11 protein-coding genes and 1 pseudogene are annotated in these 14,966 nt (G+C 48.2%); 7 read left to right on the top strand and 5 right to left on the bottom strand.

All coding sequences use genetic code 11. The features are described from left to right. Positions 1-36 precede the first annotated feature (36 nt). Positions 37-996, bottom strand: a complete 960-nt coding sequence (locus tag DWZ56_RS01045; protein ID WP_118554526.1) for a CRISPR-associated endonuclease Cas3'' — start codon at positions 994-996, stop codon at positions 37-39. A 41-nt stretch (positions 997-1,037) separates the two neighbouring features. On the opposite strand from DWZ56_RS01045, the gene DWZ56_RS01040 reads away from it, so the two are divergent. Continuing rightward, positions 1,038-1,454, top strand: coding sequence for a hypothetical protein (locus tag DWZ56_RS01040; protein ID WP_118554525.1), 417 nt, complete (start codon positions 1,038-1,040; stop codon positions 1,452-1,454). On the opposite strand, the gene DWZ56_RS01035 is transcribed toward DWZ56_RS01040, so the two are convergent. Next, positions 1,405-2,400, bottom strand: coding sequence for a serine hydrolase domain-containing protein (locus tag DWZ56_RS01035; RefSeq protein WP_118554524.1), 996 nt, complete (start codon positions 2,398-2,400; stop codon positions 1,405-1,407). The genes DWZ56_RS01040 and DWZ56_RS01035 overlap by 50 nt on opposite strands. A gap of 293 nt (positions 2,401-2,693) precedes the next feature. On the opposite strand from DWZ56_RS01035, the gene DWZ56_RS01030 reads away from it, so the two are divergent. Next, positions 2,694-3,623, top strand: a complete 930-nt coding sequence (locus tag DWZ56_RS01030; RefSeq protein ID WP_118554523.1) for an ABC transporter permease — start codon at positions 2,694-2,696, stop codon at positions 3,621-3,623. Positions 3,624-3,656: 33 nt separating this feature from the next. After that, positions 3,657-4,571, top strand: a complete 915-nt coding sequence (locus tag DWZ56_RS01025) for a carbohydrate ABC transporter permease (RefSeq protein ID WP_118554522.1) — start codon at positions 3,657-3,659, stop codon at positions 4,569-4,571. Positions 4,572-4,679: 108 nt separating this feature from the next. On the opposite strand, the gene DWZ56_RS01020 is transcribed toward DWZ56_RS01025, so the two are convergent. Together DWZ56_RS01020 and DWZ56_RS01015 are read right to left on the bottom strand one after the other, a co-directional pair. Beyond that, on the bottom strand, positions 4,680-6,446 hold the full coding sequence (locus DWZ56_RS01020; RefSeq protein WP_118554521.1) for a sensor histidine kinase: 1,767 nt from the start codon (positions 6,444-6,446) through the stop codon (positions 4,680-4,682). A gap of 26 nt (positions 6,447-6,472) precedes the next feature. Continuing rightward, positions 6,473-7,693: a response regulator transcription factor gene (locus DWZ56_RS01015; protein ID WP_118554520.1), complete on the bottom strand. Its 1,221-nt coding sequence runs from the start codon at positions 7,691-7,693 to the stop codon at positions 6,473-6,475. A 272-nt stretch (positions 7,694-7,965) separates the two neighbouring features. On the opposite strand from DWZ56_RS01015, the gene DWZ56_RS01010 reads away from it, so the two are divergent. After that, complete coding sequence (locus DWZ56_RS01010) at positions 7,966-9,720, top strand: extracellular solute-binding protein (RefSeq protein ID WP_118554519.1); 1,755 nt, start codon at positions 7,966-7,968, stop codon at positions 9,718-9,720. Between the two features lie 69 nt (positions 9,721-9,789). Continuing rightward, positions 9,790-13,017 (top strand): glycoside hydrolase family 2 protein, encoded by a 3,228-nt coding sequence (locus DWZ56_RS01005; protein WP_118554518.1) that lies wholly within the window; start codon positions 9,790-9,792, stop codon positions 13,015-13,017. 132 nt (positions 13,018-13,149) lie between these two features. Here DWZ56_RS01005 and DWZ56_RS23570 read toward each other — a convergent pair. Further along, positions 13,150-13,398, bottom strand: a pseudogene (locus DWZ56_RS23570) (PD-(D/E)XK nuclease family transposase); the annotation flags it as partial. A gap of 432 nt (positions 13,399-13,830) precedes the next feature. Between DWZ56_RS23570 and DWZ56_RS00995 the strand changes: the two are divergent. Both DWZ56_RS00995 and rfbA read left to right on the top strand, forming a co-directional pair. Beyond that, positions 13,831-14,082, top strand: coding sequence for a hypothetical protein (locus tag DWZ56_RS00995; protein ID WP_147369368.1), 252 nt, complete (start codon positions 13,831-13,833; stop codon positions 14,080-14,082). Continuing rightward, positions 14,079-14,960: a glucose-1-phosphate thymidylyltransferase RfbA gene (gene rfbA, locus DWZ56_RS00990; RefSeq protein ID WP_118554516.1), complete on the top strand. Its 882-nt coding sequence runs from the start codon at positions 14,079-14,081 to the stop codon at positions 14,958-14,960. The genes DWZ56_RS00995 and rfbA overlap by 4 nt, the downstream gene beginning before the upstream one ends. The last annotated feature ends 6 nt before the right edge of the window (positions 14,961-14,966 follow it).

Raw genomic sequence — 14,966 nt, 5'->3', positions numbered from 1 at the left:
CGCTCTAAGAAATCCCCGGCAATATAGGAAAGACTGTCACATTAGAATTGAATTGGATGGGGCGATATAAAAAATACGGCGTTTTTTATATCGCTCTGCCGTTTGCAGTGCATAGCGCAGCGCAGAGATCGTTTTCCCCGCACCACAGGGAACAACAAGCCGGAATATCCCACAGCTTTTGCCATCAAATTTATCACACGCTTCAGATATCTCAATTCGAAAGCAATCAAGTGGCGACGTCGTTTTTTTCCACAGCATTTTTTGAATTTCAGTTTCACAATTGACACGATAGCGGCACCATATCGCAGTCAGCTCTTTAGCAGACATTTGTTCAGGTATTTTGACATTATCTTCAAAGCAGGCCGTATCGGTGCAATCGGCATCAATCAAGATAGAGGTCAGCAGTCTAACATACAACGCTAAATAAATATGTGCGGAACCCAATCCGTTCCTTTTGGGATGAAATTTATTTATTTCTTCTTGTATGTTTCTTGCTTCTGCACAAGCTCGCGCAAATTCTTCTAAAATAACTCTTTCTCCATAAGTCTCATATACGATAGACTCCACCTGCTTGTACGAGTCGGAGATACGTTCCACCGCCCGCAAAAATGCAGGCATTCCGTCTTTCGTTAGAGAATTCCGCAGTCCGTGGTGGCTCATTATGGAGATCCGGATCATTTCCGCCGCCAATCTTGAGAAAAGATCTGTATCTTTTGCCAAACGATCTGCGAAACAAGCGCCATAAATTGAGTGGAGTACCGAGCCGCGAACAGCAGGTTTTCCGTCTGCCGCATCATTTATATAGTTGTAGTAAATCATGGTATTTTTGCCAATGTCATGATACCATCCGCTAAAAAAAGCTAAATTCCCCAGTCCATACATCGCTCCGGAACGCTTTGCCAGCCTGGCCACACCATCATTATGCTCTTTCACTGTCTGTCTGCATTTATCTGAACGTCTAATATGGGCAATATATTCCTCTTTTATAAGGTCCACTTATTCACCTCTTTATTTCCGTGAGGGCTAAATATTAATACATGAATACCCACTATCTGGAACACGGCATGGGATATGAGGTATTGAGCGAATTGCTGGGACACTCTTCGCCGCAGATCACGTTGAAATTTTATGTACACTGTACGCCTGCAACCAAGAGAAAAAGCATGGACCAGCTGCTAATGATCATGGATGATATTCTGGAGCTTGTTCAATGGCCAGAGGCAGAGTTTCCGCGTCAGAGTCTGGAAGGCTGCGGCGGATGTGCGGACTTTACCGAACCGGATCCTAAACTGGACAGGGCTGCTGCCGGTGCGGGAAACTGGCAGCGGGCCCGCAATGGAATGTGCTGCCGTGCGGATACTCTGCCGGCAGCACGCGAGTATACTGGGTTGCGGATGAATGGCATCACGGCCAATTTTCAGACACGCTCTGGTTCACAAATAACGGTTCTATGAAGTTTTTGATAAGCTCCGTCCTGTCCTTTACCTTCGGCTTGAACAGTGAGGCGATCGCGGTTACAGAATTATTTGTCTTATTCACATAGATAACATTCCCTCCGTCACCCATTGCGGCAAATCCGTCTTCATGAACCCACCATAAATATCCGTAGGACAGATGGAGCTCTTCCCAGCGGCTGTGTTCGCATGTGCTCTCATCGATCCACTGTTCCGAAACAATCCGCTTACCGTCCCACATCCCTTTGTTTAAGTATAACTGACCCAGCTTTGCCATATCCGCAGGGGAGAGCGAAAGGCCCCATCCCCCTGTATTGTTGCCGGACGGATCGGCAGCCCAGCCGCTGATATCTGTGGCGGCATTAAATGCGAGCTGTTCCTCCTTGGACTGAAATGATATGCTGCGTTCAACCGTAATTCCCAGCGGAGAGAACAGGTTTTCTGCAGCAAACGAGAATACGGACTGCCCGGCAGCCTCTGCGAGGATACCGGATAAAATATCAGGTCCTATGAGAGGCGTATACCGGAAACCTCCAATCTTTCCTCTGCCGCCCAGCAGATCAAGAGTGAACTTCACATAGTCCTGACTGGTAAAATATTTTATATAAGGCGCGAATTTATACTTATAGGGCGCCGTCATTGTCAGCAGATGCTTGAGTTTGATCTCCTGTATGGTTTTTTCACGCTTTTTGACCGCGTAACCGGGGAATAAATCCAATACCTTCTGGTCGGTGCTTTGAATGTATCCCTTATCCGCCGCGATCCCGATCAATATGGAAAGAACGCTTTTCGTCACCGAATAGACATGGATACGGCTTTGGGCTGTGCATCCGTGAAAGCTGTGTTCATATACAGATCTGCCGTCCTTTAATACGGCTATGCCCGCAATGTTGTCATAGTCTCTGTCAATCATCTCTTCGAACTCTTCAATTTTTTCCTGATTCATGTGATCTTCTGCTCCTTAATGTGATTTAAGGATATCCTTAAAATCAAGGATAAATCCATTAAAAATGTTTTGCAAGCGCCATTTTAAAATTCCTGAAAAAGCGTTCACAGGGAGGCGGTGCGGGAACCGCAGAGCGGTCTGTAACGCCGGTGCAGATTTATTTAAAACAAAAATAAACAAAACTATCCAAAATATTCGTTATATACAAGTTTCCTTCCTCTAAAATATAATGTTATTAACGGTTATGAACAGTTTATATTCATAATCATCACGGAAATGGATGGGAGGAAGCTATGAAAAATTTGATTTCTGCAGACCGGAGAAAGAAATGGAATGATGTGAAATTATTTCTGCTGGTGCTGCCGGTGCTGGCGGTCGTATTTTTATTCAGCTATGCTCCGCTGTGGGGCTGGTCGTTTGCGTTTTTTCAGTATAAGCCGGGAAAATCTTTGTTTGACTCGGCGTTTGTAGGCCTTGAGAACTTTAAGGTGCTGTTTGGCAATGTGGTCATGAGGAAGAACCTCATCCGGGTGCTTCAAAACACCTTCGGCATACATCTGCTGGGCTACCTGTTCACCCCTCTTCCTATGCTGTTTGCGATCATGCTTAGTGAAGTAAGGGGCACAAAATTTAAAAAGGTAGTACAGAGCATCACGACCCTGCCGAATTTCATCAGCTGGGTGATCCTGTTTTCCCTCACAACCAGCCTGTTTGGCGCGTCCGGACTGGTCAATACCATCTTTAAGGGCATGGGCGCGGAACATCAGGTGGTCGATTTCCTCACCTCCAACAAGCATGTATGGCTGACGCAGGTGCTGCTGCAGCAATGGAAGGGGCTTGGGTGGAGCTCCATCATTTATTTTGCGGCCATCGCCGGACTGGACCAGGAGCTGTTTGAGGCGGCGCAGGTGGACGGCGCGGGCAGGCTGAAGAGGATCTGGTATATCACAATCCCGCAGCTGATCCCGACCTACTTCGTGCTGCTGATCATGAGCATCGGTAATTTCTTAAATACCGGCGTGGATCAGTATCTGGCCTTTGGCAACGCATTAAACAAGGCCCGCATAGAAGTGCTGGATCTCTATGTATATAACCTGGGTGTCGGCTCCGGCCAGATCTCTTTCTCTGTTGCGGTGGGTATCATGAAGTCCCTGGTTGCGTTTGCCCTGTTCTTCTTCGCAAACACCATCAGCAAGAAAGTAAGGGGCACGAGCGTCTTTTAAGCTGAAAGAGGAATGAGTGAGGAGGAAAAAAATATGGCTATGACAGTTGCTGTTAAAAAGAAGAAAAAGTGGAGCAGGGAAGATAAGATCTTTCATGCGGTGGTATACATAATATTCGGTATTTTTACTTTGCTGTGCGCGTATCCGTTTTATTATCTGCTGATCTGTACCGTAAGCAACTCGCAGATGGTGGATATGGGCAAGGTAATTCTCTGGCCGGAAGGAATCCATTTCCGTAACTATATGGAAATATTTAAGGTGCAGAATCTGGGAAATGCGGCGATGATTTCCGTATTTCGGACCGTAATCGGAACGACGGCCAGCCTGCTGGCATCCGCCTATATGGCGTATCTGTTCACCAAGGAGAATATGTGGAAAAGAAAACTCTGGTACCGGATGACCGTCATCACCATGTACTTTTCAGCGGGCATGATACCGGTCTATCTGAACAATCAGATGCTGCATCTGACCAACACCTTTTGGATCTATATACTGCCGGGACTGGTGTCTGTGTACAATATGATCCTGATTAAGACTTCCATCGAATCCATGCCCGCGGAACTGGAAGAATCGGCCTTTTTAGACGGGGCCGGCTATCTGAAGCGCTTTATCCATATCGTATTGCCTCTGCAGAAGCCCATACTGGCCACCGTTGCGCTTTTTATCGCGGTGGGGCACTGGAACGATTTCTTCACGACAAAGCTCTATATCACGGATACAAAGCTCTATACCCTGCAGTATCTGCTGTATGAGCTGCTTAACCAGATACAGGCCGCCTCTCAGCAGATCGAGTATGAGGTGAATTCCCAGGCCCTGGCCAGCGCGTTGACCCCTACGGGAATCAGGCTCACGCTCACTGCGATAGTTACCATACCAATCATGATTGTATATCCGTTTATACAGAAGTTTTATGTGAAAGGTATTATGATCGGCGCGGTAAAGGGCTGATAGTTGCTGTTCACAGTTACCGCAAATTTCCCGCCAGGACAGACCGATAGTCCTGTGCGGGAAATTTGTGTCCCAGTATGGGGGGAAATACTGCGGCAGATATGCCGGTTATATCTTCAGCGCTTCATAATCCTCCACATGCATTTTCAGCAGCCTGATCTGTATGAGGAGGCCGCCGTGCTGCCCCTTGAGTACAGTGAGGCCGCAGTCAGGTCCGTAGAACAGCTTCAGCCTTTGATTGAGATTCTTCAGTCCGTAGCTCGTTTCTCCGTGACGAATAGGCGCTTTGATCTTTTCGTTCAGTTCTTTTAATTCCTCTTCTTCCATACCCATACCATTATCTTCAACGGAAAGCAGCATCGCATGTTCATCCAGGGATCTGCCGCTGAATCGAATATAATTCTCTTCTCTGCCGGCATCAAATCCGTGCACAAAATAGTTTTCGATGAGAATCTGGAATACATTCCGGATGATCCCATAGTTCAGCAGTTCACCCGGTATGTCATAGCTGACCTGCACCATATTTCCATATCTAGCGCTTAGCAGTGTGAGATATCTGTTGCTGAAAGCCAGTTCTTCCCGGATGGTGATAAACGTTTTAGCATTGATGAAGCCCCGAAACAGAGCGGAAAGCTGCGTTATGAGTTCGGATGTCTCAACATCGCCGTTAGCATAACTTTTGCTGCGCAGCATCTCCAGCGTATTATATAGAAAATGCGGATTAAAAGTGGCCTGCAGTTCGGCCAGCTGCGCGTCTTTCTGTTTCAGCTCAAAGTAATATGCTTTTTTGATGTTCTCGTTCAGTTTGGAACTGATTTCATTGATGTTTTGTGCGATTTCCGGCAGCCCGTTCTGTTTGAAATCCGTGGGAAGGCGATAATCAAGATTGTTATCGGCAATCACGCTTAACCCGTCCTGAATGACGGAAATTTCCCGCTTGACAACCCCGTTCATGAAAAAGTGGATGATAATGGAAAAACTTGTAAACAGCACTGTAATGCTGAATATAAACGGGGTATCCTTAAGCATTGCAATGATCATTTCATTTCTGGCTATCGTATAGGAGATCACGGTGGTGTTATTGCCTGACAGCCGGGATTTGGAATACAGGCGCTGTCCCTGAAATTCGATCACTCCTTCGCTGTCTCCATCAAAAAAGCATACGCCCGACTCGTCGTATTCGCCGGACGAATCAAAGAGCAGCCGGTCCTGGGCAGTCATATAGTAGCGGATGGAAGGCAGTCCCTCTATAGTAAAGTCACTTGTATTTTCAAAATCAGCGAGAGAATACCCGATGATGATTTTACCTTCCCCCATGCCGACCGGCTTGCCTCCGCATATAGCGAAGGTTGGGGATACGCCGTGAGCGTTTTCGATATTCTTGGCCGCATAGATTTCCATCTGGTTAGTTTTGCTCTGAAGTTCCTTCAGGTAAGGGAAATCCTGATCCAAGGTTTTAATCCCGGTGTTGTCATTATAGAGAATATAGTTGGTCTTACGAAAGTCCGAATACAGCCCGATCCACTGGATTCTGGAATCGCGCACACGCATCTGATTCAAAGCCGTCATAAGATCCCTTTTTTCAAGGGGAGTCAGATCCTCTGTCTCCTGGAAAACGAAGTAATTCTGAAAGGTTTTGTAGATAGTGGAATTATTTTCATATATAGGCATATAGGCCTGCCAGAAGTTTTCCAGGATATTTGCGTATTCCTGATCCATATGGGCCAGGGCCATGTCCATGGTGGAAAAAATCTGTTCCTCCTTCTGCCGGTAAGAATAGTAGCATGCTACGGAACTGATCATGAGCAGCAGCGTAATGTAAAATATAATCATGATCAGAAACATCTGATTAATGGTACGTTTTGATTTGTTCATGTTGTCCTCCGCTCGGCAGATTTTTCCTATGACAGCGTACCGCCGTGTATTTCACGGTATTTCAACGGCGAAAGTCCGGTTTTCTTTTTGAAGGTCGCTATAAAATGGCTGGTCGTGGTATATCCGGTCATCTCTGCAATATCAGCGATCTTTTCCCCGGTGCCGCAGAGCAGCTCAATGGCTTTGTCCATGCGGAAGTCAATCAGGTAATTATTAAAATATATGCCGGTCTCCTTTTTGAAAAGATAGCCCAGATATGCGGCATTTATGTTGAGGCTGCTGCAGAATTCCTTGATTGACACGCCTTCCGCATAGTGTTCCTTTATATAGCTGATAGATCTTTTTACAATCGGGCTTAGTGCCTCCTCATTGATTTCAGAGGTTATAGAAGCGTTGTCGGTCATCACATGGCAGACACGGATCGGCGGCCTGTTCGGATCCTGATCCTTATCAATCAGGTCACATGCGCGCTCATAGCTGATATGCACCTCGTTCCGGTCAGAAACCGTTATACCGACTGCAACATCCACCAGATTCAGGATGTCAAACTGTACAGCAGTCTGATATAATGTGGAAACAAGCAGTTCCTCTTTGATACTGCTTCCACCGGCTATGAGGATGTAGTGGCCCACATTATCCCAAACAGACGTACATTCCAGATCAGATGAAAGTTTACGGATACACTCCTCTCCGAAGGCGCCGACGGATACGGAAGCATTTCGTTTTTTAATAGCGATTACACAGTAGTTGGACTGATATATATTGAGGTCAAGAAATACCGTGCGTTCTCCCAGCTCATCAGAGGAAATGTTGCCGGTAACCCACCTTCGCAGTATATTTTCGCGAAACAGCGCCTCGCGGTTTTCCCTCCGGATGTAGATGTTGTCCAGTGTGTTTTCGATGGTTTCAGTCAGCTCTTGTATCTGCATAGGCTTCATCAGATAGTTGTCCACTCCCAGCTTCATCGCCTTCATAGCGTATTCGAATTCCCCATATGCAGTGAGCAGGATACAATGTATTTCAGGATGAACACTGCGGACCCGCGCGAGCAGTTCCAGCCCGTCCATGCGGGGCATACGGATATCGGTTATGAGCAGGTCCACATGGAAGGATGCAATGATCTCCAGGGCCTGCATGCCGTCGCATGCCGTCAGGATGGACTCAACTCCGAGATTTGCCCAGGGTATATCATTTTTTAATGATTCGGTAACAGATTTTTCATCATCAGTAAGAAGCACGGTATACATATAACCCCTCCTAGCCGTTGCAATTATTAATCTTGCTGTTATCTATTTTAAGTAATAGATACACAAAAGTAAATGTTTATAAAAAGTACCAACCGTAATTTACGAAAGAAACTGTAATATTGAATATTGGATGTTACGCAAAAAATGTAATTTACGTAATTTACAAAAATATCAGATATATAAAAATGAAATATGTTACTTTATAATAAAAACACAGAGCGGCAGAGCATCAGCTTTGCCTTATATCCTAAATTTCAGGAGGAGGTAGTAATTTGAAGAAACAACTGTTAAAAAAGACACTGGCTATTGTGCTTTCGCTGGCAATGGCGGCATCCCTGGCAGGATGCGGGGATAAGAACACCGGAGAAACAACCGGGACGGCGGCAGACGGCACCACGGCTGCACAGACCGCCGGAGAAAACAAGACAGAGGCTCCGTCCGATGGAGGAAACCAGGAAGTGAAGACAATCACCCTGTATCCGGGGGATGCAAACCTGCAGAGCGGACTGGTTGGAGGCTACAAGGGAGATCTGTTCGCAGAGCATGGATTCGCATTGGATGTATGGGCATATTCGGATGAAAAGACAAATGCGATTCTGGCCAGCGGCGACATGCCCGACGTGATGTATGTCACAAGGGATAATCTTGAGGTTATGATAGAAGCCGGGATGGTTCTGAATCTGGATGACTATATGGATAAGCTTCCGCATATTGCTGGCGATGAGCAGCTGGAAGTGGCTATGAACTATGCGAGGGAATATGAGAGCGCGGGAACAGGAAAGCTGTATGGCATGCCCACTACGGTTGGAGGCAAGACGCTGTCCACAGGCGTTACCAAAAACATGCTGGTATTGAACTGGGAATACTACAAGGGAATCGGAGCTCCGGAATTCAAAGACCAGTGGGAGCTGATCGATGTGATGAAACAGATGACGGAAAAGTACCCGGTAGGCGAAGATGGCGTGGAGAACTGGGGAACTTATCTTAACGCGGGTTCCGATACGGATTACTGGGCAAATATCACACAGTATCTGAAATGGTTCGGATATGAACCTACTCATTTGAAATTCCTGCTGGAGACCGATATGGTGAACGGAGAATACCGTTCCATACTGGAAGATGACAGCAAATACCGTGAGGGTCTGAAGTGGTATAATACGGTTTACCGCGAAGGCCTGATGGATCCGGACAGCATCAACAACGACCGCCAGACACAGAAGGCAAAGGTGGATAACAAGCATGCCATGGTGACAAGCGGTACGCTGCAGGGATACGGTGGATATCAGCCGATTTATATGCCGGGGACGAAGATCTACCAGGAGAGCTGGAACTCAATTTATGGTACCAATACCCTGATGGTTATCAATGCTAAGAGCAAAAACATTGACGCCGCGCTGGCATTCATCGATATGATGGCGGATCCTGATGCCTATATGCGTGTCTTTATGGGCAATGAGGGCGATATATGGTATGTGGAAGACGGTATCGCTTACTTAAGACAGGATATTATCGATAACTACGGAAATGGCGAGGACATTGTGTTTGAAAACGGTGAAGTGCTGAAGCTTTGGAGCACCCCGTGGATAATCAGCGATTCCAGTTTCCTAACCAGTTACAAGGGCCCTGACGGAAACAACCGTGAGGTCAGGGTTGACCGCTGGTTTGAGATACAAGATAAAGTAAATAATACCCCTCAGCAGCAGGAATGGAGGGAGATGACCGGTTATGATTATTATGTGGATCAGGTCATGGATGCCGGCAATTATTACCTGACAAGCGATCTGGATTATGTGGCGAACTTTGCATCCATTCCGGATGACATGATGCAGCTGACGCTGGATGCCATCAAGGACGTGGTGGTGAATGCCAGTTGGCAGATGGTATACGCTGAATCCGATGAACAGTTTGACGCGATCTGGAATCAGATGGTGGAGGACTGCATCAACCTGGAAGCGCAGGACATTATAGATTGGAGACTGAATGATCTGGAGCAGGCCAGGGCAACGAGAGACGCTCTTTCCGAATAAACACAGATATCGGTAAAACAGGGTGGACTGCTTGACGGCAGCCCGCCCTTTAACGTAAAAGGAGACTATATGGAAATAAGAGAACTGTTTGGCCGGCCCACCTTAAATCCACTGCCGGCTATCGTGGAGGATCTGGATCTGCCAAAGGTAAGTCTGAACGGCCGCTGGAAACTGAATCTGAACCCAGGGGAGGGTTTCTGGAAAGCAGACTGTGACGGAAGCTTAAGCGATGTGGACGTGCCCTGCCAGATTGAAGCGGACAAAGAAGAATACGCCTATGCCAGGATGCTTTTTATACCGGAGGAGTGGAAAGGAAAGAGGATATTTTTAAGATTTGACGGGGTAAACTGTCTTGCACGCGTATTTGTGGACGGAGTGTTTGTCAGGAGCCACTACGGCGGCTTCGTGAGCTGGGAATGTGAGATCACGGATCTGGTGAAGGCCGGCGGAGGGCACAGGCTCACTGTCGGCGTGACAGATAAGCCGGGGGAGGTATCTTCCTTTCATAAAGGGGGCATGATCCGGGATGTGCTGCTCTATGCGCTGCCCCATACATACCTGTCCAGACTGCATGCAAAGACTGTTTTCACGAATGGGTATACGGATGCGGAACTTACGGTGGAAACGCAGGTGACAGGCGGATGCGGTGAGATTGAGCTTTCGCTTACCTCGCCTGACGGCAGAACTTTGACGTTAGGCACCGTGAGCGCCAGGGACGGCTGCGATTTGAAGAGTTGTTTTGTGATTGAGAAACCCAAGAAATGGGACAGCGAACATCCGTATCTCTACACTCTGACAGCGGTGCTCACACAGGAAGGCAGGAAAACGGAGCGCGCCGATCGGAAAATCGGATTTCGCCAGATAGAGATAAAAGGGAACCGTGTTTTCCTAAATGGGGATGTGCTCAAGCTTAGGGGCATCAACCATCATGACATATACCCCTTAACAGGGAGGGCAATCAGCCATGAGCTGGCGGAGGAAGATGTACGTCTCTTAAAGGAGGCCAATATCAATTTTGTCCGCACAAGCCATTATCCTCCCCGCCCCGATTTCCTGGATTTCTGCGACCGGTACGGCATCTATGTGGAAGATGAAACCGCGGTGGCTTTTCTGGGGTATGCGTCCATGCTCACCCAGGACGACCCGGCTTATCTGGATTGCTATCTGGAACAGTTTAAAGAGATGATAGAGCGTGACAGATCCCATCCCAGCGTGATTGTTTGGTCCCTGGCAAATGAGAGCTACTGGGGGGAGAACATCGGGCACTGCTTAAGATACGCGAGGCAGGAGGATCCGGAAAGGCTGACGGTATTCAGCTATCCCGCCACCCAACAGGAAGAGGATGAAGCTACAGATTTGTGGAGCGTTCATTACGGTAACTGGGATTCCAGGCTGGATGATATGACTGAGTGTTTCCGACGCAGCTTCTACGACGTGCCGCCCATGCCGGTCATTCATGATGAATGCACACATATTCCCTGTTATGACTGGAAGGCACTTAGGAGAGACCCGGCGCTGCGTGACTTCTGGGGGGAGACCATCGGCCGCTTCTGGAGGAGGATCTGGGAGACGGAAGGGGCGCTGGGCTGCGCTGTATGGGCAGGTATTGACGATGTATTTATAAAGAACGGCGTGCTGCAGGGGCGCACGTGGGGCATCGTGGACGGCTGGAGGCGGAAAAAGCCCGAGTACTGGCATATCCGCAAGGGATATTCTCCCATTGTCATTGACGAAGAGCCGAGAGCCTGCGGACGTGGGATTGCGGTATCCGTCTATAACCGTTTCAACCATACCAATCTGATGGAGATCAGGGTGGACTGGGAGCTGAAAGGGCGGTCCGGCAGCCTGTCCGGGCCCGAAGCCGCTTCCGGTACAAAGGCTGTGCTGGAGATTCCGGCCTCATACTGTCCGGGAGAAACCCTGAAGCTTCAGTTTACGGATCCCTTCGGCTTTTGTGTGGATGAGCGGGCACTCCTTTTAGGAGGAGAAAAGACGGAGCTGCCCCGCCTTATCAGTGCCGCTCCGAAGCTTAGAGAGACGTATGATCGGTATATCGTGGAAGGAAAGGAATTCCGACTGGTTATTTCTAAGGACGACGGCCTGATTGTCCGGGGATATTTCCGGGAGGTGCCCGTGATTACCGGAGGCCCTTATCTGCATATGACCGGATTGGATCTGGAGCCGTGGGAACTGGAGAGCATGGAAATACAAGAGCTGCCGGGCTGTGTACAGGTTGGACTGCAGGGCGGCTATGGGCCGGTAGGCGTCCATTTCACCATCCGCATAGATGGGGAGGGGCTGATGGAGGTAACCTATACCGTGACGGATATGCCCTATCCCAGCCCACGAAAGCTGGCCGTTACCAGCAGCATTATTTCCCATCAGGGCGGCTATGATGAGGTGGGAATAGAATTTCATGTTTCCGATCAGCTGGATACCTTGAGCTGGAAGAAAAAGGGGCTTTGGGATGTGTATCCCGAGTGGCATATCGGCAGGCTGGAGGGCGAGACCACGAAATATAACCCGGGCGGCAGCAATCTTCCGGCGGCGCAGCCGGAGTGGGAATGGAAGCAGGATGAACTGGACTGGGCGGAATTTGGAGAATACGAGATCGGCCGCCGCGGAACCAGGGATTTCGCATCTATGAAATCCTATATTGAACGAGCGTCTTTGAAAAATGAAATAGTATCCTTCACCGCGCTGTCCGATCATCACGATTCGGTCCGCATGGAACTGATGGTGGATCCCGCCCACCTCATATCGGACCGCGATCCGGACCTGGTTTATCAGGGAAGCTGGTTTCATAAAGATAACCGGCATCACAGCTTCGGCGGAACTGAAACCTGGGCCTTACAGGCCGGTGATTCTTGCAGCTACACTTTTTGCGGGACCGGAATCGTATGGTATTCCGCCCTGGACCGCATATGCGGAACGGCAGATGTATATGTGGATGACGTACTGATGAAAACGGATATTGATCTGGGGTGCTCCCGGATCGAAAAGGATCCGAGAGGGTACCGCAAATACAGCCGTTTTCCGGTGTATGCCGCCCAGGATCTGCCCATGGGCAGTCATACGATCCGGATTGTGGCCACCGGCAGGCCGGGAGAGAAATGCTTTAACTCCTATGTGATCATTGATGCCTTTCTGGTGCTGGACGGAAGCGAGATGGGGGATACCCGTTTTATCATCGACAGCGAATTCAACTATCCGGAGCTTTCCTGGGCAGATTATACAAAGCCTCCGGTGCGGGTAGAGAGCGGCTATACAGGGAAAGTCTATGTGAAGATGGAATAAATACGGAAGTGTTACGTTGATTTTGTGGTACACCGTGTTTAAGAAAGCAGCTGGGGCTGAAGCACTGTTATAGTGCAACAGCCCCAGCCGTTGTAGTTCTTCCCAATAGGGGAACGATAGAAGCTGCATTTCCAGATTGATTTTTTTCTGACTGTTCAAATGTACTTTAATATCCAGAATTCCTTCCCGATCCTCCGGGTAGTCTCCGCGCACAAAGGTATCAGGGAACTCCAGGTCGGCAATCTGCCGCGGATCCATGTCAAGCAGGGCGCTTAGGAGTCCTGTCAGGGCTTTTTTATTCCTGAACGCCGTTTTAAATGTAAAATCATTCGTCAGACAGATATTCAGTGTTGCATCGCTGTCCGCCAGTTCCCGGATCATCCGCTCTTTTTCATCGGCAGGCCGTAGAACCGTTTCGTTTGAGAAAGCTAATCCGGGAATATTCTGCCTCTTTTGTCTTTTTTTCCTTGCCATCTTTAAACTCTCCTCTGTATAATTTTTAGGGCGCAAAAATCAGGAAACGCCCAAAAACAGAGCAGGTTCCCGTAATTTCTGCATATTCAAGTGGGAAACAGGCGGCGAAACTGCCGCATGAATCAGGAGAAAACTCCTGAACAGAATAGTGAACATAGCCTATTGGCTGCTTATAACTCTATCATAAATACCGGAAATAATCAATCATATTGAAATTTTCTGCTCTGGCTCTGGTTACTATTCGTTACTGTTCAAGGCTGCGCGGAAAATTTACGACAGCCGTGAACAGAATTGATCAAATTCAAACTGCAATTTACAATTCGTTTTTTATGAGATATAATGGTACAGACTACAGAAATTCCGGGAGGGCAGCATATGATCCGCGTATTCGTCTGCGAAAAATGTCATAAATATCGAATCGTTTCCAAGCGTCTGACGGCAGACTGCCACGAATGCGGGTCCAGGATGACGGTATGTGATATGCCCTATGTGGAATGGGTGGAACTTGATATGCAGGACAGAGAAAATTATATCGAGACATTTATAAAAGAGGAAAACAAAAAGAGACAACAGGAGGTCACGGATTTATGAAAGGAATCATACTGGCAGGAGGAAGCGGAACCAGGCTATATCCGCTGACAAAGGTAACATCCAAGCAGCTGCTGCCGATCTATGACAAGCCGATGATCTATTATCCGTTATCGGTATTGATGAACGCGGGCATCAGGGAGATCCTGATCATATCCACACCGGACGATACGCCGCGCTTTGAATCGCTTTTGGGAGACGGCCATCAGTTCGGCATTGAGCTGACCTATGCTGTGCAGCCAAGCCCAGACGGACTGGCGCAGGCATTTATCATCGGCGAGGAGTTTATAAACGGTGAGGCGGTTGCCATGGTGCTGGGAGATAATATCTTCCACGGGCATGGACTGACAAAGCGGCTGAAGGCCGCTGCAGCCAAAGAAAGCGGCGCTACGGTATTCGGATATTATGTGGATGATCCAGAGCGCTTCGGCATCGTGGAATTCGATAAAGAAGGAAAGGCAATTTCCATCGAAGAAAAACCGGCCCATCCGAAGTCCAACTATTGTGTAACCGGACTCTATTTCTATGACAGCCGGGTGGTGGAGTATGCAAAATCTTTAAAACCTTCCGCCCGCGGTGAATTAGAAATCACAGATCTGAATAGAATATATCTTGAGAACGGAGAGCTGGAAGTGACTCTGCTGGGCCAGGGATTTACCTGGCTGGATACAGGAACGCATGAGTCACTGGTGGATGCCACCAATTTCGTCAAGACGGTGGAAACGCACCAGCACCGCAAGATCGCCTGCCTGGAGGAAATCGCTTACTTAAACGGCTGGATCAGCAAGGATGAACTGATGGAGACCTATGAGATGCTTAAGAAGAACCAGTACGGCGCTTACTTAAAAGATGTCATGGACGGGAAGTATATCGATAAATAGCAGTGG

It is taken from the genome of Lachnotalea sp. AF33-28 (assembly GCF_003477885.1).
In the GTDB taxonomy this organism is placed as follows: domain Bacteria; phylum Bacillota; class Clostridia; order Lachnospirales; family Lachnospiraceae; genus AF33-28.
The sequence above is the reverse complement of the archived record's forward strand: the minus strand, read 5'-3'. Positions and strand labels throughout refer to the sequence as shown.